This window comes from Nostoc sp. (assembly GCF_036917515.1).
Taxonomy (GTDB): Bacteria; Cyanobacteriota; Cyanobacteriia; order Cyanobacteriales; family Nostocaceae; genus Nostoc.
Genome location: NZ_JBALDE010000132.1, coordinates 1 through 21660, shown reverse-complemented (window position 1 = coordinate 21660; position 21660 = coordinate 1). Strand labels below are relative to the sequence as shown.

The following is a 21660-nucleotide window of genomic DNA, read 5'->3' as shown; positions in this document are numbered from 1 at the left end:
ATTCTAGAGATTAATGCAAAATGAGGGACTTCCAAAATATAAATTTCTCGATAACCTAAAAAAACAGTGCAAGGATGACGTATTTAACTGAGACTGTTGTACAAACTTGCTGCTGGGTAGGCAATTGCATGATAGACCGATAATTTTTGGCATACTTTTGCTAGACTCCTTGTAATACCAATTTGAAAAAAGAATGCAATACATAGATAAGACCCTACCTAACCCATCCCAAAGCTTGAGGGAGGGTGCGCGTCAGTGAGGATGGGGTGTCTAGTCGCAAACATTTTTTGAATTGATATAACCTGAATCACGACAGGATATTTTCATGTAAAGGAGAACAAATTTTGGCAGCAGTCCGAGTCCGCCAGCATGTTAATCCACTTGGTAAAAAGTATCAAACACCAGCAAGTCCCCAAGACTGGGAAAAAATTTATGCAAAGCCAAATCAACCACTACATTTAGACATTGGCTGTGCGAAGGGACTGTTTTTGTTGAATATGTCCAAGATAGAACCTAACTGGAATTTTCTCGGCTTGGAAATTCGGGAACCGCTGGTGGTGGAAGCGAATAAGTTACGTTCTGAGTTAGGTTTAACAAACCTGCACTATTTATTTTGCAATGTGAATAACTCTCTGCACTCACTTTTTTCTTCCCTCCCTCCAGGAAGTTTACAACGCGTTACAATTCAATTCCCCGATCCTTGGTTTAAAATCCGCCACGCTAAACGTCGTGTAGTCCAACCAGAACTAGTAGCAGACTTAGCTAATTATCTCGCGGTTGGAGGATTGGTATTTCTGCAATCAGATATGGAATTTGTTGCTGTAGAAATGCGCGATCGCTTTGCAGCTAATTCAGCTTTTCAGAAAGTTGGTAGAGAAGAATGGTTGGCTGAAAACCCCCTGCCAGTTCCCACAGAACGGGAAATAGGTACGCAAAAAAAAGGTGAACCTGTTTATCGGGCTTTGTTTGAAAGGGTGAAAAGTACAGAATAGAGATGTTTATAATATCAACTTTATTCCTTAATTTTGGATTTGAAGTTTTATTAAGCATTTTTATAAATATTTATTAATATTTCTTAAGTCTTGCTTATTATATTTTTATTAAATATTGCCCAGGATTGGAAAATTTTTTGGGACATAAATGTTTTATTAAGGGTCAAAATTTTAATTAAATATTCTCTGATAATTGGTAAAAAAAATCTGCTACTGAAGTGAATCATGAGATATAAACTTTATTAATAAATAGTTATTAATGAAAAATTATAAGTTATTTTTTAGTGACATAAAAGGTTTATTTATGTCTGCTTATAAATTTTCAAAACATAGTTAAATCTATTATTACCATGCTTAAAATATATACAGGCTAAGTAATTACAGTACTTAATCATTAAGCCTACATCTAGTTATATCTTCAGAGGAAAAGTACAATGAAAAGGAATAAAAAGAATTCAGATTATCAATTTGATATTAGCAATCTGATTGATAATGCTGTTAACAATGCACTAGCACGACGGAATCCCAATCAGGATTTAGAAGATACTTTGCTAACTCTGTCTAATGAAGAAATGGCAAACGTTGCAGGCGGTTTTGTAAGGGTTACAAAATTCGATCCAATCATTGCAGGTGGTATTGGTGTGAGAGAACCAATTAATGATATTTCTGTGATACAACCGATTACTTGTGGACTAATTGCACAAGGACCCGAACTTGATCTCTTAATCTAGAAAGTACAAGTCTTTGAAGTTACTAGTCAGTATTAAACTCTTGGACATTTAATTTGCTTATTTAGGTTGATGGAGAGCAATCTGACTCAAAACTCTGTGTAAATCTCCATCAGCTTAAAAACACAATTCACTATAGGTTCAATTTATGGAAGACATCGCTACAGAAAAGACTACACTTTGCCCTAGTGCAAGACCAGAATGGCAGGACAGTGTTGTTTTCGGCGTCGTTGGTGGCACAGTCACAGAACCCCGCGTAGCTTATCTTAAGCACCCCCAACCTGTCACAGATGAACTAATAGCAAAGGCTAGTCCAGTAACACCCACTGAAATTTTTCGGACAGCAGCACCCTGTGCAACTAAGGGTTGTCAACATTTTGATGGCAAAGATTGTCGTTTAGCAATGCGAGTTGTAGAAAATTTGCCGACGGTAGTAGACGATCTACCACCTTGTTCCATACGCCGAGATTGCCGATGGTGGGAGCAGGAAGGCAAGGCAGCTTGTATGCGTTGTCCACAAGTTATTACAGATAATTACAATCGCTCTGAATTACTACTTAAAGTGGCAACACCGACTGTTAGTTAAGCAAAGCTACAAAGTTTATTTAAGTAATTTAAGGAGAATATAATATCAATGAACATTCATCACAAATATTTCACAAGTCAAATTGAAATTACGAACTTGATTGAAGAAGCCGTTGTGAATGCATCTGCGAGACGAAAACAAGGTTTAGATGTACAAGAGCCACTGTCAGAATTGTCTGAAGAAGAAAGAAATATTACGGGTGGAGCACTAAGAGATGTGATAATTCTCATCGGTGGCTATTTACTGGGTTAATCACTGCTGCACGTAATTTGTAATTTATATACCGCAGACATTTGATTAATTTAGAATGGATAGTTTATTAACGTCGTGTGGTAGTAGTTTAAAAAATCCTTGCAAAAACAGGTTGTGGTAGTAACTTAACTACCACAATTTTCTCTACATCAAAATTGGTTGATAAAAAAATTATGACATTTCTCTTAAACTCTCATAATGTTGCCAATTATTTAATTGAACAGGGATTATATAATCAGTTAAAACAACCACCGATTAAGGTAGAATTACTTACAGCAAAAAACTTTAATTTATTAGTTACTTTGTCAGGCGATCGCAAGCTTCTTGTTAAACAAGAACGACACAATCAAGAAGGTAAAGTGGCTGGTGAGTTTTTTAGTGAGTGGCGAATTCAAGAGTTTTTACAACAATTTCCAAATCTTGACAACTACCGCTCATTTTTACCAGAGTTACTGCTTTTTGATGGTGAGAATTCCATTATTGTCTTCAATTATTTAGATAATTATCGGGATTTAATGGATTTATACACTAAGGAAAATAGCTTTCCTCCAGAAATCGCTACGGCAATTGGTAATATTTTAGGGACTATCCATAGTAATACTTTCAACCGCCAAGAATATCAGGAATTCTTTTCTAAAAATTCAGATAATTTTATGGCTGATCAAGTATCACATTTAGTTCGGAGATTAGAACGGATTGAACCGGAAATTTTTGGTCTAGTTCCTAGCGATGGGTTAAAGTTTTTTGCTTTATATCAACGTTATGATAGCTTAGGGCAGGCGATCACAGAATTAGGTAATAATGTAACGCCTTCTTGTCTCACCCATAATGATTTAAAACTAAATAATATTCTCCTGTACAAAGATTGGCAGGATTCCAGTAACAACATTGCCCGGCTAATTGATTGGGAACGCTCGGCTTGGGGAGATCCAGCTTTTGATTTGGGAGCACTTCTTGGCAGCTATCTACAAATCTGGCTTACTAGCTTAGTTATCAGTAATTCTTTGAGTATTGAAGAGTCTCTACGCTTGGCAATAACACCTTTAGAACTACTTCAGCCTTCAATTGGTACATTAACCCAAGTTTATTTAAACACTTTTCCAGAAATTCTAGAACACCGTCCTGATTTCTTGCAACGAGTGGTACAATTTGCAGGTTTTGCTTTGATTCAACAGATTCAGGCGATGATTCAGTACCAAAAATCTTTTGGCAATATGGGAGTTGCTATGCTTCAGGTTGCTAAGACATTATTATGCCGTCCTGTACAATCGATGCCAACAATTTTTGGTGCTGCTGCTGTTGAATTAACTAACCTGAGTAGTTCTGCTGTTTAAATCATTTTGTTATTACTAAAGTAGTTATGCAATTATTAAATTCTCCTCAAACTCAGCTAGAGACTATTTTAACTGGGCAATTACTGAATGTTCTGCAAGATATTGTTCAGAAAATTGAAATAAAATCTGATTTCTCTATTCACCATCCAGATTACAAATCTTTAGAATTACCATCTGAGGCAGTTGAACGTTTTCAGAAGATGCCAACCCAGATGCAACAGAAATATCTGGGTCTGCAATTGCGGAGTTTTCTTTACGGTATTTATTACAACAGTTCTATGCAAAGTGCTTTAGTACTAAATGGGGAGGGAAATGGTTTGCCCTTAGATTTGGAGAATAATACTGTTTTAAGGGTAAATGTGGAGTTTTATAAGCGATTGCATGAAAGTAATTTTGGAGACGGCTACTTTGACCCTGGTTGGTCTGTTTTGAGAGAAGAAAGTGATGGCAGTTTAGTCGTGAATAAAGGCGGTTTGAGACTGCATATTCAACGGAATAAGCATCTTCAACCTACTGAAGTGGCAGCTGTGATAGGTGATTCTGTCGCTATTCGGATGCCGAAGAATTTGGTGCAAAATGGCTTTTACATGGCAGTTAGCAATGTCGTACATCAAAGTCATGAAAATCTGGTACGGGTGTACTTTAATGTCAGCCCTGAAGGTGCAGTGGCAGTTATGGATAGCCTGACACGGCGGCTGAATGCCATTCCCATTTTCTTCCACTTTAAGGTGCTGTATAACCCAGATGACTACAAGCGTTACGATTCAGGGGTACTGTACTTTGGAAAAAGCAACTATGAAGCTGTCCGGCAAGTCCTTGAGACTGTCTATGCAGAAAACCAATTGCATTTTCAGCCGGAGGTGCCGCTATTCACCATGCAACTTGCACCAGGGTTGGGGTTGGCAGAAGAACCAGACCAAAAGTTTGGTGTTCAGGAAAGCTTTGGGATGAATCGCTGTCAGATTGTAGCGAATGGGTTGCTGACAGCCTGGTATCAAGGGGATAACTCAATTGAGGGGCGGATGAGGGCTATAATTGAGCAATTTTCTTCTTTGGGAATAGAATTGCAGCGTTCATATCTTAATGCCAACTCTGAAGATATTTATACACTTTTCAAACTGTAAAGTTTTCATTCCAAAGGGGACTCAAAAAATGCTGAAAAAGTTGTGACTATTGGAATGTAATCAGTACCTACTGCGATCGCGGCTGCCCCTGATGATGCTTTATATGTAGGATAATATACGGGCTATCTAATCCAGATAACGCAGTGCATATTTTTAAACTTGGCCTCAATAATAAGCCAACATACCTTGATTTATTCTTACCTACTTAATTAAAAATTTTTTAGTATTTTAACTCAAGACAATAATGAAACAATTATATCCTAACAAATAATTATATTTATATTGAAATTAATAGTATTTACTTCATTAAAATTAAATATTTTTATCTTATACTTAATTAATATTAAAACAATTATGTCCTCATTAAATACTTATAAAAGTTGCTTTTACAGATTTTGAGTGCGACTATATAAATACAGTAATTAGGCAAAATATAACCTAATACTTATTAAATATAATAATAGTAAATCTCAAAGGAGATAAACCAATGTCTACAATCAAAATCGATAATTTATCCGTGACTGGCAGCGAATTATTTTCTGATTCCGAAAGCTATTTAGATCACTTAACAGAATTGTCAGAAAGCGATGCTCTCAGCATTCAAGGCGGAATGACACCTGTTATTATTATAACTTTAACTCCATTTTTACTAGGTTAAAGGGAGATACAAACTAGACTAATAAACCCCTCAAATTTCTTGAGGGGTTTTTGATAACATTAAAAGCGGCTTTGTAACTGGATTACCACTGCAAAAGAATTGGAGCAACAGGAGAAAAAATCAACTCAAGAAGCGAGCATAGGTCTGCAACTCTCAAGCATTGACGCAGAGCAGATTTAAGGAAAAATGAAATAGCCCTAAATTTTTATCGTTCAGTCTAAGAGGATTCTTGGGCTGATTTTTTTATAGCTTTTACTCAGTTTCAAAGTTTATGGAGACATAACTGTTTTAGTTTTATCTCTCGTCAAGATAATCTAATTTTAGAATTTTGCTTTTTATTCAACTATTTTTCACTCTAGCACACAAATAAGTCATGCCCAGTTGACAGCAAAGTGTTTTTAAGAGCTAAAATTAATTTTTTTTTATAAAAGTGTATCTTTTATGGTACTTTGTAATCTCTAAAATTTTAGCCATATCTAATTAAATTTAATACGATGTAATCAGGAAACAAACATAATTATTTGCTTCCTAGCAAAGCACACAATTTAATTGGAGAAAATACTCAAATGGCTAACATTAAAGTTAATGACATCGTACCTGCTGGTTTTGAATTGTTTGCTGATTCTGAAAGTTTTCTGAATGACCTAAATGAAAACGATGTTAATTATATAAAAGGAGGTGGCTTTACTCTTGTTTGTACCTTTGCACACAGTTGTGCGGGTGCAGTCGCTGAATTAGAAGCTGTAGCTTAATCATGAAGTAGTTAAACTTAAGGATAAGCGGTTAACGTCTAACTTATCCTAACTAAATTTAACTAGGGATTGGGAGTTTAATACCTAAATGGTGTTATTCATCCCATTTTTTTAATTAACGCTGCTATTATAATCAAGTTTAATAACTATGAAACTAAGCTCTAACAATGTATCTCATTACTTACTTGATATTGGGATATATTCACAACAGAATAGGAAATTAATGACGATTAATTCTAAATCAAGCAAAGGCAAAAATAATCTAATTTTTTTGACTGTCAAATTGCCCAGTGGCCGCCAGTTTTTTATTAAGCAGGATTACCATTACCACAATAGTAACATCAGTAACCGAGTTAAGAATGAGTGGCAGTTTCAGAGATTTTTGCGTAATTGCCATGATTTACATTTTGCTTCATCTTTGAATCTAGAAATCATTCATTTTGATGAAGGTAATTCGATTTTGATATACGAATGCCAGAAAGATTTGATTGATGTACAAAGTTATTACATAAGCCAGAAAGCTTTTCCTACTGGAATAGCAGAGTTAATGGGAACTTCTTTAGCATATCTACATCGTGAAACTTTCATTTCTAAGAACTGCTACGATTTCATGAATAAGATTATTGAAGGCAAATCTTGCTATCAATTCCCTTATCCTGGTCATTTGCTTGATAGAGTGGCTATTGAAACCTTAATAGAGGAATTTCTGCCACAAGGTTTTAGGTTTCTAACTTTTTATCAAAGCTCTGAAAGCCTGAGAGCAGCAGTGACAGAGGTTGTGGCTACTTATCATCACTGTTGCCTAACCCACAATAACCTTCAGTTAAATAACATTTTAATTCCTATATACTCAGAAAAGCTGTTATTTCAAGCAGAGCAGTCTAATAAGACTATCATTAAATTAATTAACTGGGATAATTGTAGCTGGGGCGATCCAGCCTTTGATTTAGGAACAGCGATTGCAGGATATTTACTATTATGGTTGAACAGTTTAATTATACATCCTGCTATTCTATTGGAGCAATCACTTCAGCTAGCCACAATACCTTTAGAAGCCATTCAACCTTCAATTATCGCCTTAACCAGATCATATATTATTAGCTTTCCACAAGTTTTAGAAGAATGTCCAGACTTTCTCAAGAGAGTGGTCCAGTTTACTGGTCTTGCCTTAATATACAAGATTATAGCAATGATTCAGTCTTTCCAAGATTTTAATAATCAAGGTATTTGTATCCTTCAATTAGCCAAAACTTTGCTATGTAGACCAGAAGAATCATTCAAATCTGTTTTTGGGATGACAGAATTAGCATTAAATGAGTTAATAGTTTTAGCCTGTGTTAGATAGATTTAATCATAACAATTATGCAAGTACTAGAGAAACTTCAAGATATTGCCACTCATCTTCAAATCAAATACTCAGATTTATTTGTCTGTCATTCTGATTATCAGCTACCAAAAACCTCTGCTGATGTCATAGCACAGCTTCAAAAACTACCTCAAAAGATGCAGTTTGAGTACCTTAACTCATTACTGCGTAACTCAATATTAAGCATTTACTATAACGGATCACTGCTACTAGAAAAAACCCAAGCAATTAAGGCAGATTATGGAATTGAGTTAGATAACACTGCTTCCGAGGTGGATTGGGAATTCTGTGAAAAACTACAGAATAACAATCAAGGAAAAGGTTGGTGGAATCAAAACTTTCGCGTTCTTAGAGAGGAAGCTGATGGAAGTCTCGCAGTGCAAAAAAAAGATGTTATTGTACACATCCAGCGCTCCTGTCATCTTCGGGTAGAAGAGCAATTAGCTGCGGTAGGTGATTGGGTTTCAGTCTATACGCCATCTGGTCAAGTGATAGATCAATTTTATATGGCATATGGGAATTTCGTTAGCACTTTTGATGATTCAACTGTATTTATCTACTTTAACTTCAGTCCTGAAGGTGCAGTTGCAGTTATGAAAGAACTGACAATACGACTAAATAAAATTGAAATTCCCTTCATTTTCCATGTCTTGCATAATCCCTCACATTATGGGCGATATGACTCAGCATTTCTCCGAATTAATAAGGAAAGATATACAGTGGTTCGACAAGTTATACAGAGTATTTACACCCAAAATCAATCGCACTTTCAAAATCAAGTTCCCATATTTACTAAGGTGCTTGCCCCAGGGCTGGGTTTAGCGGAAAAACCAGAACAGGAATTTTTATTTCCAGAAGGTTTTGGGCTGAACCGCTGCCAAATTGTTGCCAATGCTTTACTAGAAGCTCATAAGAATGGTGATGAATCAAAAGAAGCTCGGATGAAATATATACTCAAACATTTTGAGAACTTAGGAATTAACCTAGAGCGTCCATATCTCAATCCTAACTCTGAAGACATCTACACACCGTTATACTAAGCCAACAGTGTAACAAGTTCACCCGTTGCCAACAGAGTAGGACTTAAGGTTAAGCTTCAGAATTAGAGCTTAAACAATTAGAGTCTAACTGCTTAACAACATCAACTTTAGCGATTTGTTCCTTTAGCCATTCAAAAAACAAATTTGAAGCAATTTTTTGGTATAGGGCATTATTCAATTCCAGTTGAATAATCTCCTCCACCAAAATCAGGTGTACTCCCTTAGAACTAACAATCGGTTTGAGAAGCTGTGGCGGTTTAGATGCAAAAATCGCCGCAGAAATTTCTGGCTTTAAATCCTGACGATACACTATTCCCTGATATCCACCTTTTCGACGTAACTCTATATCCTGGATGTATTTGTGAGCAACATCATAGAAACTCACTTCACCTTCCTGAATAGCATAGAAAAGTTCTATTGCTAAATCTTCGTCATTTAAAATAACCTCATATAACACTACACGGGCATAGTCTAGTTGATGTTGAAAGAAATAGGGTTCAACTTTATCTGCAAATAGATGACGAAATAATTTATTACTAATTAAGTTACTGTAATTCAGTTTTTCAAAATCATCTAGAGACAGACCTTGTTTTTCTAGCCACGCCCAGGTATCATCAGCACTCTGAAGTTGATTTATTAATCGCAATTGATCCGCTGCTTTCTGAAGTTCCTCAGTCTCTACTTTGATACCCGCCTCGAATGCGGCATTTTCTACTACCGTGCGGGTGACAATCTCTTCAATTATCTCAGGAACTTTGCCAGATATCTTGACTTGCTCAAGAATGTCTTCGTTAGTAATCGTAATAGTTTGAGACATGATATTTATCCTAAGTAGATAGACTAAATAAAACGTGAAATGCTGACTTATTCCCAATCACTCTGTTAGTAGAAAAGGAGCTTTTTTATTCTTCACTAGGAAGCAAGAGAGATTAGGTTTAAAAATGCATGATTACTGCAAAATCCTTACAATTTTACCCCACCCTGCTGCAACTTCTTAAATGGGTCAAGCAGAAAATCAATAATCCGACGCTGACGCACAATTACCTCAGCCGTTGCTGTATCCCCAGGATGCAAGACAATACACTTATTAGCCGAGAGAACACAATTTTGTTTTAGGGCAATTTCTAAGTCATAAGCTGCTACCTTGCCATTAGATGTTTCCACCTCTATAGTAGTAGGAGAAATCTCTAACAATTCTCCTTCCAGTACGCCATAATCCTGAAACGGATAAGCATCAAACTTTAGCTTTACTGGTAATCCTCTTCGCAAAGAACCACTCTCAGTTGTTGCCATTTGTGCCCGAATTATTAAAGGCGAACCTTGGGGTGCAATCTCTGCAATCATTGCTCCAGGCTGCACCACAGATCCAGCTCGTTGTATTGGTAACTGAAACACTCTACCATTCACGGTGGCTCTTAACTCTCGTTGTCCTAACTGAAACTTTAAGGAAACAATCTGACTCTTACTTTGAGCAATTTCTGCCTGAAGTGTAGTAATTTCTGTCTCCAAATTCTTCTGTTGTTCGTCAATTTTTAGCAGAGCCAGCTTACTAGAACGAGTTAAAGTCTGATAACTCCTTTCTTGTTCTTTCAGTTGCAACTGTGCCTGCTCAATATCTGCACTTGCTTGCCGAATAGTCCGCTTATAACTACTCTGTTGTTCTACCAAACGTAGTTTAGCCTGCTGAATATCTGACTGATTTTGTTCGTATAACTGTTGCTTGTCTTTAGCTATATCTTGCTTTTGGACAACATTAATTTCTGGAACAACCCCTGACTGCCAAAGACTGCGATAGCGTTCAACTTCCCGCTCAGTACTCGCCAAACTACTGTTTACTAACTTCTTAGCTGTTTTACTATGCTCAAGAGTTTGCCGTGCTTGATTGACTTGAGCTAATTTTTCGTCTTTTTGTAAATTATAGGAATTTCTCAGAGCATTCATATTCTGTCGCACTTGGTCAATCTGAGCTTGCTTTTCTAACTGTTGAGATTGATTTTGTTGCTGTTGAGTTGTCAAAGATACAACCAACTGACTTTTAGATGAATTTAATTGAGAAAGTCGATTTAATTGTCCCTCCAACTTGTCCTGTGCCTGCCGCAATTCCGCCTTAACTAACTCCGATTCCAACACCAATAAAGTCTGCCCAACTTTAACCGAATCACCTTCCTTTACCCGAATTTCGGCAACAGTACCTGCCACAGCAGCATCCAGCCTAACCGTCTTTCCCTTTGGCTCAAGTCGCCCTGTTGCCGTACCCGTTTCATCTACCTTAGATAGCATCGCCCAAGGTAAAATGATAGAGACAAACACCATTAAAAAATACAGCAATCCCCTTGTCCACACCTGGGGCAAGCTATCAAGTAAATCCTTGGTTGCGTCAGCCCAATCATCAGTTGATTTAGCTAGTGTTTGCTCCCTTAAAACTTCCTCGTGCTGTTCTACCTCATAGATTTGGGTTTTAACCCTTCCATTCAATGTGTTTGGCATAATTTTTCCTGATATCAATTTGGGATTTTGGGAGTGGAAAGACAAGAAAAGCTTCCTCCTTCCCCTCTTTTTTCACCCTGCAACATCCATCTGCTGATGATTGAGATAAAAATAATGTCCCCGCTTCGCCATCAACTCTTGGTGAGTCCCACTCTCAATCAACACGCCGCGATCTAGCACCAATATCAAATCTGCATTTCGTACAGTAGAAAGGCGATGGGCAATTATTAAGGTGGTTCTGCCTTTGAGAATTGTGTTTAAATTCGTCTGAATAATCCTTTCTGACTCTGCATCCAGATGGGAAGTCGCTTCATCCAAAACCAACAGCTTGGGATTGCCTAACAACGCCTTAGCGATCGCAATTCTTTGTCGCTGTCCTCCAGACAACATTCCCCCTCCCTCACCAATCTGGGTTTCATAACCCATCGGTAACTTTTTAATAAATTCATCAGCACCCGCCAATCGCGCTGCCTCAATAATCTCTGCCAAAGTTGCCCCAGGATGTGCCAAGCTAATATTTTCCCGAATCGTTCCGCCAAACAAAAAGCTATCTTGGTCAACTACCCCAACCTGTTCGCGTAGAGAACGCAACGAAAGACTAGTAATATCCTGTCCATCAATCAATACTTTGCCATCTGTGGGGGGATATAACCCCAAAACTAGCTTAGAAATCGTGGTTTTCCCCGAACCACTCCGTCCCACCAAGGCAACCATTTGCCCACTATGTATTTCAAAACTGAGGTTTTCCAAAACATTGACATCGCTTTCAGGGTGATAACGAAACGTCACGTTGTCAAAGCGAATGTTACCTTGAATGGGTGGTAAAGATTGCCGTGCTTGGTGCTGCAAATCCTCTTCTGGTTCCGCATCCAACACATCATTAATGCGTTCCACGGCAATCACCACTTCTTGCAATTGATTCCACAAAACTGTTAATCGTTGGAAGGGTCTAATAATATTTCCCAACAACATATTAAATGCTACCAATTGCCCAATGGTTAGCTGGTTGTGAATCACTTGGTACGCTCCAAACCACAGCAAGATGGTAGTTACCACTGCTTCAATTGTGTTACTGAATATTTGCAGGCGATTACTGATAATTTGCCCGGAAAAGTTAGTTTTTACTTCCTTACTTAATAACTCTTCCCAATGCCAACGTACTGTCTGTTCCACTGCTGTGGATTTAACCGTTCGTACACCAGAAAGGGCTTCAATTAGATAGCTACTTTCATTAGCAACAGCATTAAAGATTTCTCTAGAAATCTTTTGTAAAAAAGGTGTGGCAATCAATGCCAGCAAGAAAAAAGGCGGTATAATCACCAACACCAGCAACGCCATTTTCCAGCTGTACCAAAACATCAATCCTAAATAGATAAAGACAGTGACTAAATCCAATAGGATGGACAACGCCTCACCGGAGAGGAAACGTTGAATTTTGCGGTTTTCCTGTACACGAGAGATAATATCCCCCACATAACGGGACTCAAAATAACTTAAGGGTAGCCGCAGGGTATGGCGAATAAATCCGACAATCAATGCTAAATCGAGCTTATTTGCCGTGTGGTCTAACAGATATTGCCGCAACCCCGTCATCGCCACACGGAATAAACTAAAAATTAGTAACCCTAACCCCACCGCCGTTAAGGTTAGTTCAGAACGCTGCACCACTACACGGTCTAAAATTAACTGGGTAAATAAGGGAGTAACAAGCCCAAATATCTGGATAAATAAGGAAGCAACAAACACTTCCAGCATTACTAAAGAGTGAGGCTTGATCAACTCAAAGAATTGCCAAAAGGGAGTTGTAGTCTCTTTGGCATCCTTCAACCAGGCTGTGGGTTGCAGCAGTAGTGTATAGCCAGTCCAGTTGGCTTTAAATTCAGCGTGGCTAAAGGTGCGTTGACCAATGGCGGGGTCGGCGACAATTACGTGTTTGGAGGTAATTTCGTAGACAACTATGTAGTGCTTCCCCTCCCAGTGGGCGATCGCAGGCAATTTTTGTTTCGCCAATTGGTCAAGACTCGCTTTCACAGGTCGCGTGGCAAAGCCAATACTTTCCGCCGCTGCCGATAATCCCCGCAGCGACGAACCATTGCGGTCAACATTGGCAATATCCCGCAGGCGATTTACACTAAAGTTTTTCCCCCAATAGCGAGACACCATCACTAAACAAGCTGCACCGCAATCCGATCCACTCTGTTGGGCAAAAAACGGATAGCGCCGAATCACACGCTGTAATAAATGCCCGACTCGCTGCGTGGAGTTGGGAAAATAGGCTTTGCTAATCTTTTTCTCGCATGGCTCTACTCCTAGGGTTGACAAAATCTTCGTTTCATGTACCAGTTTTGAGTCAGATGGGGGGTAATCTGAGTCCACTTGTTGGGGATTACGAGATAACGCCTTAGCCCACAAATGCTCCCGTATTTGGGGATATTTAGCCATCAATGGCCACAAAACCTCACCCGGAATAAAGTACAGTTGCAAGTTTACTGAAGCCCTTGCTCCATAAGGTCTGAAGTCAACTTCCTTGAACAATGTAAATTCCCCAAATGAGTCACCTGCCTCCAAAGTGGCGATTAACTCATCAGCGCTATCTAGCAACCTGACCTTACCAGCGATCGCAATATAAATACCCACTTTGGCATCAGTTCCTTGCCAGAACTTGCCAACTTTCGGATTGATAAATTTAATTTGTTGAAGACAGTGTTGAAATTCCTCTGTCGAAAGAGAATAACCCAGAGTTTTGTTGAACAGTTGCAGAGTTACTAACTGAGCGGATATATCTTGCGCCATGAATGTCTAAATCTTTTCCTAATTTTGCAAAGTTAATAGGTAAAAATTCGGTATTATCTGGAATAGCTGCGGATTTAAGGTCATCAATCAAAATTTTGGAACCCTGAGCTTGTTCATTGCTGTTTGCTTCAGAATTGCTGGGTTTTGGGAGTGTGGATAATCCCATCTGTTTAAGCAGTCGCTTGATATGGCGATCGCTCACCTCAATCCCAAATTCTTTTGTTAGATGTTTCCCAACCCAGTTAGCTGTCCAGCGTCGAAAAGCATAGCCATGTTCGCGGGGACTACTATTAATCAGTTCTTTCAAACGTTGTAAATACTGGTCATTTACTGCCTTCGGGCGACCAATGGGGCAATCTTGCCATTGATGCGCCATCCCAGTCCGGGCTATGTGTGTCCAATGCCTTGCTGTTGCTGCACAACACCCCAAGCTTTGACAAATCTCTGTTTGAGTTTTTCCCTCATCTGCCAACAACATGATTTCAATGCGTTGACGGTAGGATTCAAGTAAACTTTTTTGCAAATTTTGTAATAGCAGTTTCCGCTGAAACTCTGTTAAATACTTACCAGTAGATCCACTTAAGTAGTTAGTTTCAGGTTTCGCTTTGTAGTCGAACATAAACGTAGAATTGCTAGTTTTATAGACGCATAAATGCCTTGTGCTTGAAACATAATTTATCAAGCACTCACAAACAAATCTATTTAGGGGCTGTGATTCCCCTAATAGTTCACATTGTTTTATGTATTACATGTATTGTATGTCAGGTATATATCAGGCTACAAATCATATATGTAAATTCCATGAATTAACCGTTAAACTTTTATGAAATATGAGACTAAATATGACAATGTAGCACTACCACTGAATATTTTATTTACAAGTAAAAATATTTGTGATCGCTAAATTGTGGGTTAATGCCAATCCCGTTATCCTGGATTGAGAATAGCCATGCATCTTCTATTTTTGCTCCCATATAAAGTTGTGGTGGTTGGTCACTGTAGAACTTTATGAGGTTACGATCAGGTTCTGGAATAAATGCATCAACTGGCTACTATTCTTTGCAATTCTTCATTTTTTAATTAAATCTGACATTTTGCACTATCCTCAATCAGCATTAGGTGCAGGAAACAATATGGTTTAGATAAGGTTTTTTCTCCTTCTGCTCAACAACAGCCTGCCTCAACAGATAAATTTTCTTAACCCAAGCGTATTGGTGCAGGAAACACATCTACAGCATATTTTAGGTAAATGAGGTACAAATTTACAGGTTTTAAGGTAGGAGGCAGGAGGGAGAAACTATATCCAAGAGTTGAACCACATTCGCAGCTTATAATCGTTAGGGGAGAGGGGTAAACCCAAATAAATGGGCATCCAGAAAATAAAAGCAGCCAAAATAATAAAAGTAATGGTGACACCTAGCGCCCGGAGTTGTTGATAATAACTGCAAAGACATCGGTCGACAAACCAAGCGATCGCTAAAAATACAAACACTACTGCACACATATAGTGGTAGATAAAAACACACCTTGTCACTTCCACCCAAGGTAATAAGTTAGCAGCATAACTTATAACTAAATATAAGGCAATCCAAGTATCAACACTCAGGGTTGCAGGCATAGAAAAACGCTTTTCTTTTACCCAAGGAATTACTGCTTGTAACGCCAGCATCCCTACTAAAAACAACATAGCAGCGACACCAAACCACCACAAAAATGGATTGCCCATTGCATGGACATCATAAATAACTTGTCCAGCACCGACAGGTAAAGGCGGGCCCATGACAGGTAACGGTTCAGTGATACTTTCAGCCGTTTGATAATAATATGCCATTGGTCGAGTCATCAAAGGCCATTTATACCAAGCAGCACAGTAAGGATGTACGTTAGGACTATTTCCTCCTAAATGTAAGTGAAACTTCAAAATTTGCTGATGTACTGCAATAAATCCATAAGTTTTATCTAGTTGAAGGTGGGGAATCCAGATGATACTGTAAATAAAAGCTGGGATGATTCCTAGATAAAACAGCATCTGAAAAATATTGAGCTGAGTCAAGTTTTGTAGTGGTGTCTGAGATGAGAGTGATGAGGGAGAATAAGTACTAACTCCTGCCTCCTGCCTCCTGCCCTTCGGGTTCGGCAGTCCCCCATCGACGGGAACCGCCAAGACGGGGGCTGCCTCACCTCCTGCCTCCTTCAATAAAGAGGATGTAAAAAAGAATTTGAGGTTAGGAAAAGAATGTATCAAATGAATTACCCAAGCTGCTACCCAAATGAGATAAGCACCTGATAGGAACCATAAACCATTCCACTTAGTACCGACTGAGGCACCAAAACCAATGCCAGCAAAAACTAACCAAAAAGAACGTCGCCGATTTTGGTTATCTAATGCTAATAATAAAAACCAGTGCCCTAACAAACCAAAAATGACGATATAAATATTACTTAGAGCATATCGAGACTCAACTAAAAAAATACCATCACAAGCTGTGAATAATCCTGCAAGTATTGCAAAGGTACGACGATAACTTAACTGATAAGCGATCACAGCCACCACTACAGGAACAAATGAGCCAGTCAGGGCATTGAACCAACGATAAGTCCAAGGCGATCGCAATGAACCTGTCAGCCCATTTACCGTATCGTGCCCAAAAGGAATATGACTGCCAATCCAAATGCCGATCCCAATAATATATTGACTTAGCGGCGGATGAGCATTAAAAAATGGTGTACGCGTAAGATAATTATTACCGAATCTAGCAAAATAAACTTCATCAAATACTAGAGTGTTGAATCGCTCTAGTCCCCAAAATCTCAAGGCGAGTGAGAGAAGAAATACACTCACCATCCCAATTCGGAACCATTTTTTATTCATTAGTCATTGGGCATTGGGCATTGGGCATTGGGCATTGGGCATTGGGCATTGGGCATTGGGCATGGGGAATAGGGAATGAGTCTTTGATACTTGTGAATGAGTCTTTGATACTCGCCGACGAGTCTTTGATACTCGTGAATGAGTCTTTGATACTCATGAATGAGTCTTTAATACTCGCCGACGAGTCTTTGATACTTGTGAATGAGTCTTTAATACTCGCTGACGAGTCTTTGAACTCCGTTAATGAGTCTTTGAACTCCACTCCTTTGCCCTCCTACCCTCAGATTAAGAACTGCTCCCCTGTTCCCCTTCCACTCTTCAAGTGCATCTAGTTGAAACAGGAGTAGTTCAATACCGTAATACTTGTTTGTCCGCCCCACTAGTTTCATACCCAATCGTTCTGTTACACGGATTGAGGGATGATTTTCTGGCTTCACTACGGCATAAATCACTGGTAAGTTTAAAACACTAAATCCGTAGTTGAGCATAACTCGTCCTGCTTCTGTTGCATACCCTTTACCCCAAGAAGCTCGCCGCAAGTGCCAGCCTACCTCATAATCTTGAGTGGGTAAACCATCTTTGTCGGGCAATTGTTTAAGAAGGATAGTTCCTACAATTGTTGTAGTTTCCTTTTCAACAATTGCCCAAGATCCAGTACCATTGTTGCGTTGGTGCGAGCGCTCGATACCTTCAATTAAGCGCTGACGCTGTGACTCAACACTTGTAACGCGAGAAGCTTTACGGAGAAAGTGCGTAACTTCAAGGTCATTATAAATTACAAAGGCTTGCTCGGCATCTCGTTCGGGTATCCAACTGCGAATTATCAAACGTTCCGTTTCTAAAAGATTTGCCATCTTGCTTTTGGCTAAACTAAATCGCCATTCTGCAAAATACTAAGATACTTATGGTTGAGCAGTCAAAAGTTTTGTAGACAATTACACAAACAAAATATGGCGATTGCTATGCTATGGGCAGTTATCCAGAAGTTTAACTACCGTTGGTTATGCGATGCCTGCGGCGGTAAACTACGCAAATTCTAAATCTTTCCGCAGTTCTTGAGATCGGAACCCTAACACAATCCGAGCGTTTGGTATATCTGCCTTCACTAATTCGGTTGCTGAAGAGTGAAAACCGCTAATTGAGCGGCGAAAGCACGCTTGAAGGCGGGCCGCGCTTCGCTACGGGCGACATAGGTAGAGAGATTCGGATAGTCGGAGAGCATACCCGAGTTTTTCAATCTGAGCAGCACTGACACCATCATCAGGTCGCCTGCACTGAATGCGCCATCAAGCCAGTCGGCATCTCCAAGGTGACTGGAAAGTTCTAAGAGCCGATTATGGACGCGACCTTCGACGACACGCAGGCGCTGCTCGTACCAGGCCTGATCGCGCTCTAAGAGCGTGGCGATTCCCCAATCAACGATTGGCGGCTCCATCGTGTTAAGTGCGGCAAACATCCATGTGATTGCTCGCGCTCGACTATTCGCATCGTCTGGCAACAGCCCTGTATGGCCCTCCGCAATATGGAACACGATCGCCCCCGACTCGAACAGGGCGAGATCACCCTCCTCATAGGTTGGAATTTGCCCGAAAGGATGAAGCGTACGGTGCGCGGGTTGCTTCATCTCACTGAACGAAACAAGACGAACGTTGTAAGGTTGGCCCACTTCTTCGAGCGCCCAGCGAACGCGCATATCACGCGCCAGTCCCTTGCCGCCATCAGGCGACCGTTCAAAGGCGGTAATAGTGGGTGTCATTGTCAGGGTCATGGTGATTTCTCCTTTCGGTCCATTCTTTTTTGAAATTGGTATTACTTGAATTACGAATTAGTACCCTCGACTTTTGCCACTTCCAGCATTGTCTTTAAAACCGAATCTGGATTGAGACTAATCGAGTCAATTCCTTGTTCAACCAAAAACTGGGCAAATTCTGGATAGTCGCTGGGTGCTTGACCACAAATGCCGATTTTGCGATCGCATTTTTTCGCTGCTTCTATCGCCATTTTTACCATTCGCTTTACACCCTGACTGCGTTCATCAAATAACCGCGCCACTAAGGCAGAATCTCTATCTATCCCCAGTGTCAATTGAGTTAGGTCGTTGGAACCTATTGAGAAGCCGTCAAATACATCAGCAAACTCCTCAGCCATAATCACATTATTAGGCAACTCACACATTACATAAATCTGCAAGTCGTTAACACCTTGCTTTAAATCATTTTTTGCCATCTCTGCCAAAACTAAACGCCCTTCATCGGGAGTGCGACAAAAGGGAATCATCGGAATAACATTCGTTAAACCCATATCTTCTCGTACCCGCCTGATGGCATGACATTCTAGGGCAAAAGCTTCTTTGTAACCTTCATCATAGTAACGCGCCGCTCCTCGCCAACCCAGCATTGGGTTTTCTTCATGAGGTTCAAACTGTCGCCCACCTAACAAGTTGGCATATTCATTACTTTTGAAATCTGACATTCGCACAATCACTGGTTTGGGATAAAATGCCGCCGCAATTCTACCTATACCTTGGGCTAATTTATCTACAAAATATTGGGGTTTATCGTCGTAAAGTGCAGTAATGTCAGCAATTTTAGCTTTCACAAATTCATCTTTTAACAAGTCATAATGAATCAACGCCATTGGATGAATTTGAATTTGGTTAGCAATGATAAATTCTGTCCGCGCTAAACCGACGCCATCGTTAGGAATTGCCGATAAACTCAATGCTTCTTGAGGATTACCCACATTCATTAAAATTTGAGTGCGGGTGCGGGGCAAATTTTCTAAAGGAACTTCTTCCACTTCAAAAGGTAATAAGCCTGCATAAACTTTTCCCTCTTCCCCTTCAGCACAAGAAATTGTTACCTCTTGACCAGGTTTTAAAATTTCTGTAGCATTGCCGCATCCGACGATCGCAGGTACACCCAATTCTCGCGCAATAATTGCTGCATGGCAGGTGCGCCCCCCAGAATTGGTAACAATCGCACTAGCGCGTTTCATAATTGGTTCCCAATCGGGATCGGTTCTCTCTGTCACCAAAACTTCCCCGACTTGGAACTGGTCTAGTTTGTGAACATCTAAAATTAGACGTGCTTTTCCCTGACTAATTGCTTCCCCAACCGCACGTCCTGTCACAAGCGGGATTGGAGATTGGGAATCAGGAAGTGAGGAGTAGGAATTTTCCCCATTCCCGATTCCCCATTCTCGATTCCCCAATACCAACCGATAACTCCGCAACACATTTCCCGTCTTCTGTGACTGGACGGTTTCGGGACGCGCTTGCACAATAAAAAGTTGGTTAGTAATCCCATCTTTTGCCCACTCAATATCCATTGGAGTGAAAACGCCGTGGACTTGGGAATAATGGTCTTCAATTAAACATGCCCAACTTGCTAGTTGTAAAATTTCTTGATCATTCAGAGCGAATTTTCCTCTTTCGCTGGGCGAAACCGAAACATTTTTCGTAAATTTGGAGCCGTCATCATAAATCATTTTCAGTTCTTTACTACCCAATCTTTTATCGATGATTGGGCAAAAACCAGCTTTTAAAGTTGGTTTAAAAACATAATATTCATCAGGATTTACAGACCCCTGAACAACATTTTCACCTAAACCGTAGGCGGCTGTAATTAGTGCTGCATCCTTAAAACCTGTTTCTGTATCAATAGAGAACATTACCCCAGAAGTTGCTAAGTCAGAGCGCACCATTTTTTGCACACCCACAGCTAGAGCAATGCTAAAGTGGTCAAATCCCTTGGCGTGACGATAAGAAATAGCGCGATCAGTAAATAGAGACGCAAAGCATTTGTGACAAGCTGCTAAAACTCCTTCGACACCGACAACGTTGAGGTAGGTTTCCTGCTGTCCAGCAAAACTAGCATCAGGAAGGTCTTCAGCAGTGGCACTGGAACGGACTGCCACATCTGTGTCTGCATTGTATTGTTCACAAAGACTATGGTATGCTGTGGCGATCGCCTCGCGCAATTCTACCGGAAATGGTGTGTGGATTAATAGCGATCGCGCTTTTTTTCCGCGTTCTCGTAAATTTTTGACATCTTCAACATCCAAGTCAGCAAAAAGTTTACGTAGTTTTGCTTCTAACCCCGCTGATTGAATGAAATGACGATAAGCGTAAGCAGTAGTAGCAAATCCTGTGGGAACGTTAATGCCTTTGGGTGTTAACTGTTGAATCATTTCCCCTAGTGAGGCATTTTTACCACCAACTACTGGTATATCAGCAATACCAATTTCATCAAACCAGAGAATGAGCGATCGTTCTTGGGCAGATAGAGACAAAGTGCTTTTAGATACTATAGTCATAAATATTACCTTTGAAGTTTATACTCAACTTGTAAGTGCATAACTGCTACTGTATTTATTTTTGCCATATTCAACTTTAGATGTTTGGTTGTGTCGCGTAGTTTGATATTTGGCGATGAAATACAAAATTATAAGCAATACGAACTAACAATTATTCAGTTTAATAACTCGATCAAAATACCGGATGTAATACATGATGGCGCAGCTAGAACGACTCCTAAAAATGGCAGAAGATGAACTAACTGAATACAGCACTGATGCCCGCAAAATATAGCGGTTCTCAGTTGGGTGCAATATAGTAACAGCAGTGGGTGAACCATCCAATAATGTCTTTTTTAGTTACCGCATTCAGAGCATTT

Annotated in this window: 18 protein-coding genes and 1 pseudogene; 10 read left to right on the top strand and 9 right to left on the bottom strand. The window is 39.7% G+C overall.

Features of this window, described 5'->3' with window-relative positions:
- Positions 1-344: 344 nt before the first annotated feature.
- From trmB to V7K89_RS16965, 10 genes are all read left to right on the top strand, one after another.
- The gene (trmB, locus tag V7K89_RS17010; RefSeq protein ID WP_335189090.1) at positions 345-992 is read left to right on the top strand and encodes a tRNA (guanosine(46)-N7)-methyltransferase TrmB; all 648 of its coding nucleotides are present in this window, start codon (positions 345-347) and stop codon (positions 990-992) included.
- Positions 993-1426: 434 nt separating this feature from the next.
- Positions 1427-1723: a hypothetical protein gene (locus tag V7K89_RS17005; RefSeq protein ID WP_335189088.1), complete on the top strand. Its 297-nt coding sequence runs from the start codon at positions 1427-1429 to the stop codon at positions 1721-1723.
- 145 nt (positions 1724-1868) lie between these two features.
- Positions 1869-2306, top strand: a complete 438-nt coding sequence (locus V7K89_RS17000; RefSeq protein WP_335189086.1) for a nitrogen fixation protein — start codon at positions 1869-1871, stop codon at positions 2304-2306.
- A gap of 48 nt (positions 2307-2354) precedes the next feature.
- Positions 2355-2558 (top strand): hypothetical protein, encoded by a 204-nt coding sequence (locus V7K89_RS16995; protein ID WP_335189084.1) that lies wholly within the window; start codon positions 2355-2357, stop codon positions 2556-2558.
- Positions 2559-2731: 173 nt separating this feature from the next.
- Positions 2732-3892: a phosphotransferase gene (locus tag V7K89_RS16990; RefSeq protein WP_335189082.1), complete on the top strand. Its 1161-nt coding sequence runs from the start codon at positions 2732-2734 to the stop codon at positions 3890-3892.
- Between the two features lie 26 nt (positions 3893-3918).
- Positions 3919-5016, top strand: coding sequence for a T3SS effector HopA1 family protein (locus V7K89_RS16985; protein ID WP_335189080.1), 1098 nt, complete (start codon positions 3919-3921; stop codon positions 5014-5016).
- Positions 5017-5503: 487 nt separating this feature from the next.
- Positions 5504-5674, top strand: coding sequence for a hypothetical protein (locus V7K89_RS16980; RefSeq protein ID WP_335189078.1), 171 nt, complete (start codon positions 5504-5506; stop codon positions 5672-5674).
- Positions 5675-6240: 566 nt separating this feature from the next.
- Complete coding sequence (locus V7K89_RS16975) at positions 6241-6426, top strand: hypothetical protein (protein ID WP_335189076.1); 186 nt, start codon at positions 6241-6243, stop codon at positions 6424-6426.
- A gap of 223 nt (positions 6427-6649) precedes the next feature.
- Positions 6650-7771 (top strand): aminoglycoside phosphotransferase family protein, encoded by a 1122-nt coding sequence (locus V7K89_RS16970; protein ID WP_335189074.1) that lies wholly within the window; start codon positions 6650-6652, stop codon positions 7769-7771.
- A 17-nt stretch (positions 7772-7788) separates the two neighbouring features.
- A complete protein-coding gene (locus tag V7K89_RS16965) occupies positions 7789-8832 on the top strand; it encodes a T3SS effector HopA1 family protein (protein ID WP_335189071.1) in 1044 nt (347 codons plus the stop codon).
- 49 nt (positions 8833-8881) lie between these two features.
- Here the strand turns inward: V7K89_RS16965 and V7K89_RS16960 are convergent, their stop codons facing one another.
- The 9 genes and pseudogenes from V7K89_RS16960 to ppsA all read right to left on the bottom strand — a co-directional run bounded on the left by V7K89_RS16960 (position 8882) and on the right by ppsA (position 21301).
- On the bottom strand, positions 8882-9649 hold the full coding sequence (locus V7K89_RS16960) for a peptidylprolyl isomerase (protein ID WP_335189069.1): 768 nt from the start codon (positions 9647-9649) through the stop codon (positions 8882-8884).
- 146 nt (positions 9650-9795) lie between these two features.
- Positions 9796-11319, bottom strand: coding sequence for an HlyD family efflux transporter periplasmic adaptor subunit (locus V7K89_RS16955; protein ID WP_335189067.1), 1524 nt, complete (start codon positions 11317-11319; stop codon positions 9796-9798).
- A gap of 72 nt (positions 11320-11391) precedes the next feature.
- Positions 11392-14112 (bottom strand): peptidase domain-containing ABC transporter, encoded by a 2721-nt coding sequence (locus V7K89_RS16950; RefSeq protein ID WP_335189065.1) that lies wholly within the window; start codon positions 14110-14112, stop codon positions 11392-11394.
- Entirely contained in the window at positions 14006-14731 is a 726-nt protein-coding gene (locus tag V7K89_RS16945; protein WP_335189062.1) for a helix-turn-helix domain-containing protein, read from the bottom strand. The genes V7K89_RS16950 and V7K89_RS16945 overlap by 107 nt, the downstream gene beginning before the upstream one ends.
- Positions 14732-15008: 277 nt before the next feature.
- Positions 15009-15166 (bottom strand): annotated as a pseudogene (locus tag V7K89_RS16940) (ATP-binding protein); the annotation flags it as partial.
- A 243-nt stretch (positions 15167-15409) separates the two neighbouring features.
- A complete protein-coding gene (locus V7K89_RS16935; protein WP_335189059.1) occupies positions 15410-16984 on the bottom strand; it encodes a dolichyl-phosphate-mannose--protein mannosyltransferase in 1575 nt (524 codons plus the stop codon).
- 209 nt (positions 16985-17193) lie between these two features.
- On the bottom strand, positions 17194-17838 hold the full coding sequence (locus V7K89_RS16930) for a GNAT family N-acetyltransferase (RefSeq protein ID WP_335189056.1): 645 nt from the start codon (positions 17836-17838) through the stop codon (positions 17194-17196).
- A 251-nt stretch (positions 17839-18089) separates the two neighbouring features.
- The gene (locus V7K89_RS16925; RefSeq protein WP_335189054.1) at positions 18090-18752 is read right to left on the bottom strand and encodes a glutathione S-transferase family protein; all 663 of its coding nucleotides are present in this window, start codon (positions 18750-18752) and stop codon (positions 18090-18092) included.
- Positions 18753-18802: 50 nt separating this feature from the next.
- The gene (gene ppsA, locus V7K89_RS16920) at positions 18803-21301 is read right to left on the bottom strand and encodes a phosphoenolpyruvate synthase (RefSeq protein ID WP_335189052.1); all 2499 of its coding nucleotides are present in this window, start codon (positions 21299-21301) and stop codon (positions 18803-18805) included.
- Positions 21302-21660 lie beyond the last annotated feature (359 nt).

Excerpts from the sequence above, each read along its gene's own strand:
- V7K89_RS17005 (WP_335189088.1), top strand. The coding sequence starts at position 1,427 with ATGAAAAGGAATAAAAAGAATTCAGATTATCAATTTGATATTAGCAAT.
- V7K89_RS17000 (WP_335189086.1), top strand. The coding sequence starts at position 1,869 with ATGGAAGACATCGCTACAGAAAAGACTACACTTTGCCCTAGTGCAAGA.
- V7K89_RS16995 (WP_335189084.1), top strand. The coding sequence starts at position 2,355 with ATGAACATTCATCACAAATATTTCACAAGTCAAATTGAAATTACGAAC.
- V7K89_RS16990 (WP_335189082.1), top strand. The coding sequence starts at position 2,732 with ATGACATTTCTCTTAAACTCTCATAATGTTGCCAATTATTTAATTGAA.
- V7K89_RS16985 (WP_335189080.1), top strand. The coding sequence starts at position 3,919 with ATGCAATTATTAAATTCTCCTCAAACTCAGCTAGAGACTATTTTAACT.
- V7K89_RS16980 (WP_335189078.1), top strand. The coding sequence starts at position 5,504 with ATGTCTACAATCAAAATCGATAATTTATCCGTGACTGGCAGCGAATTA.
- V7K89_RS16975 (WP_335189076.1), top strand. The coding sequence starts at position 6,241 with ATGGCTAACATTAAAGTTAATGACATCGTACCTGCTGGTTTTGAATTG.
- V7K89_RS16970 (WP_335189074.1), top strand. The coding sequence starts at position 6,650 with ATGACGATTAATTCTAAATCAAGCAAAGGCAAAAATAATCTAATTTTT.
- V7K89_RS16965 (WP_335189071.1), top strand. The coding sequence starts at position 7,789 with ATGCAAGTACTAGAGAAACTTCAAGATATTGCCACTCATCTTCAAATC.
- V7K89_RS16960 (WP_335189069.1), bottom strand. The coding sequence starts at position 9,649 with ATGTCTCAAACTATTACGATTACTAACGAAGACATTCTTGAGCAAGTC.
- V7K89_RS16955 (WP_335189067.1), bottom strand. The coding sequence starts at position 11,319 with ATGCCAAACACATTGAATGGAAGGGTTAAAACCCAAATCTATGAGGTA.
- V7K89_RS16950 (WP_335189065.1), bottom strand. The coding sequence starts at position 14,112 with ATGGCGCAAGATATATCCGCTCAGTTAGTAACTCTGCAACTGTTCAAC.
- V7K89_RS16945 (WP_335189062.1), bottom strand. The coding sequence starts at position 14,731 with ATGTTCGACTACAAAGCGAAACCTGAAACTAACTACTTAAGTGGATCT.
- V7K89_RS16935 (WP_335189059.1), bottom strand. The coding sequence starts at position 16,984 with ATGAATAAAAAATGGTTCCGAATTGGGATGGTGAGTGTATTTCTTCTC.
- V7K89_RS16930 (WP_335189056.1), bottom strand. The coding sequence starts at position 17,838 with ATGGCAAATCTTTTAGAAACGGAACGTTTGATAATTCGCAGTTGGATA.
- V7K89_RS16925 (WP_335189054.1), bottom strand. The coding sequence starts at position 18,752 with ATGACCCTGACAATGACACCCACTATTACCGCCTTTGAACGGTCGCCT.
- ppsA (WP_335189052.1), bottom strand. The coding sequence starts at position 21,301 with ATGACTATAGTATCTAAAAGCACTTTGTCTCTATCTGCCCAAGAACGA.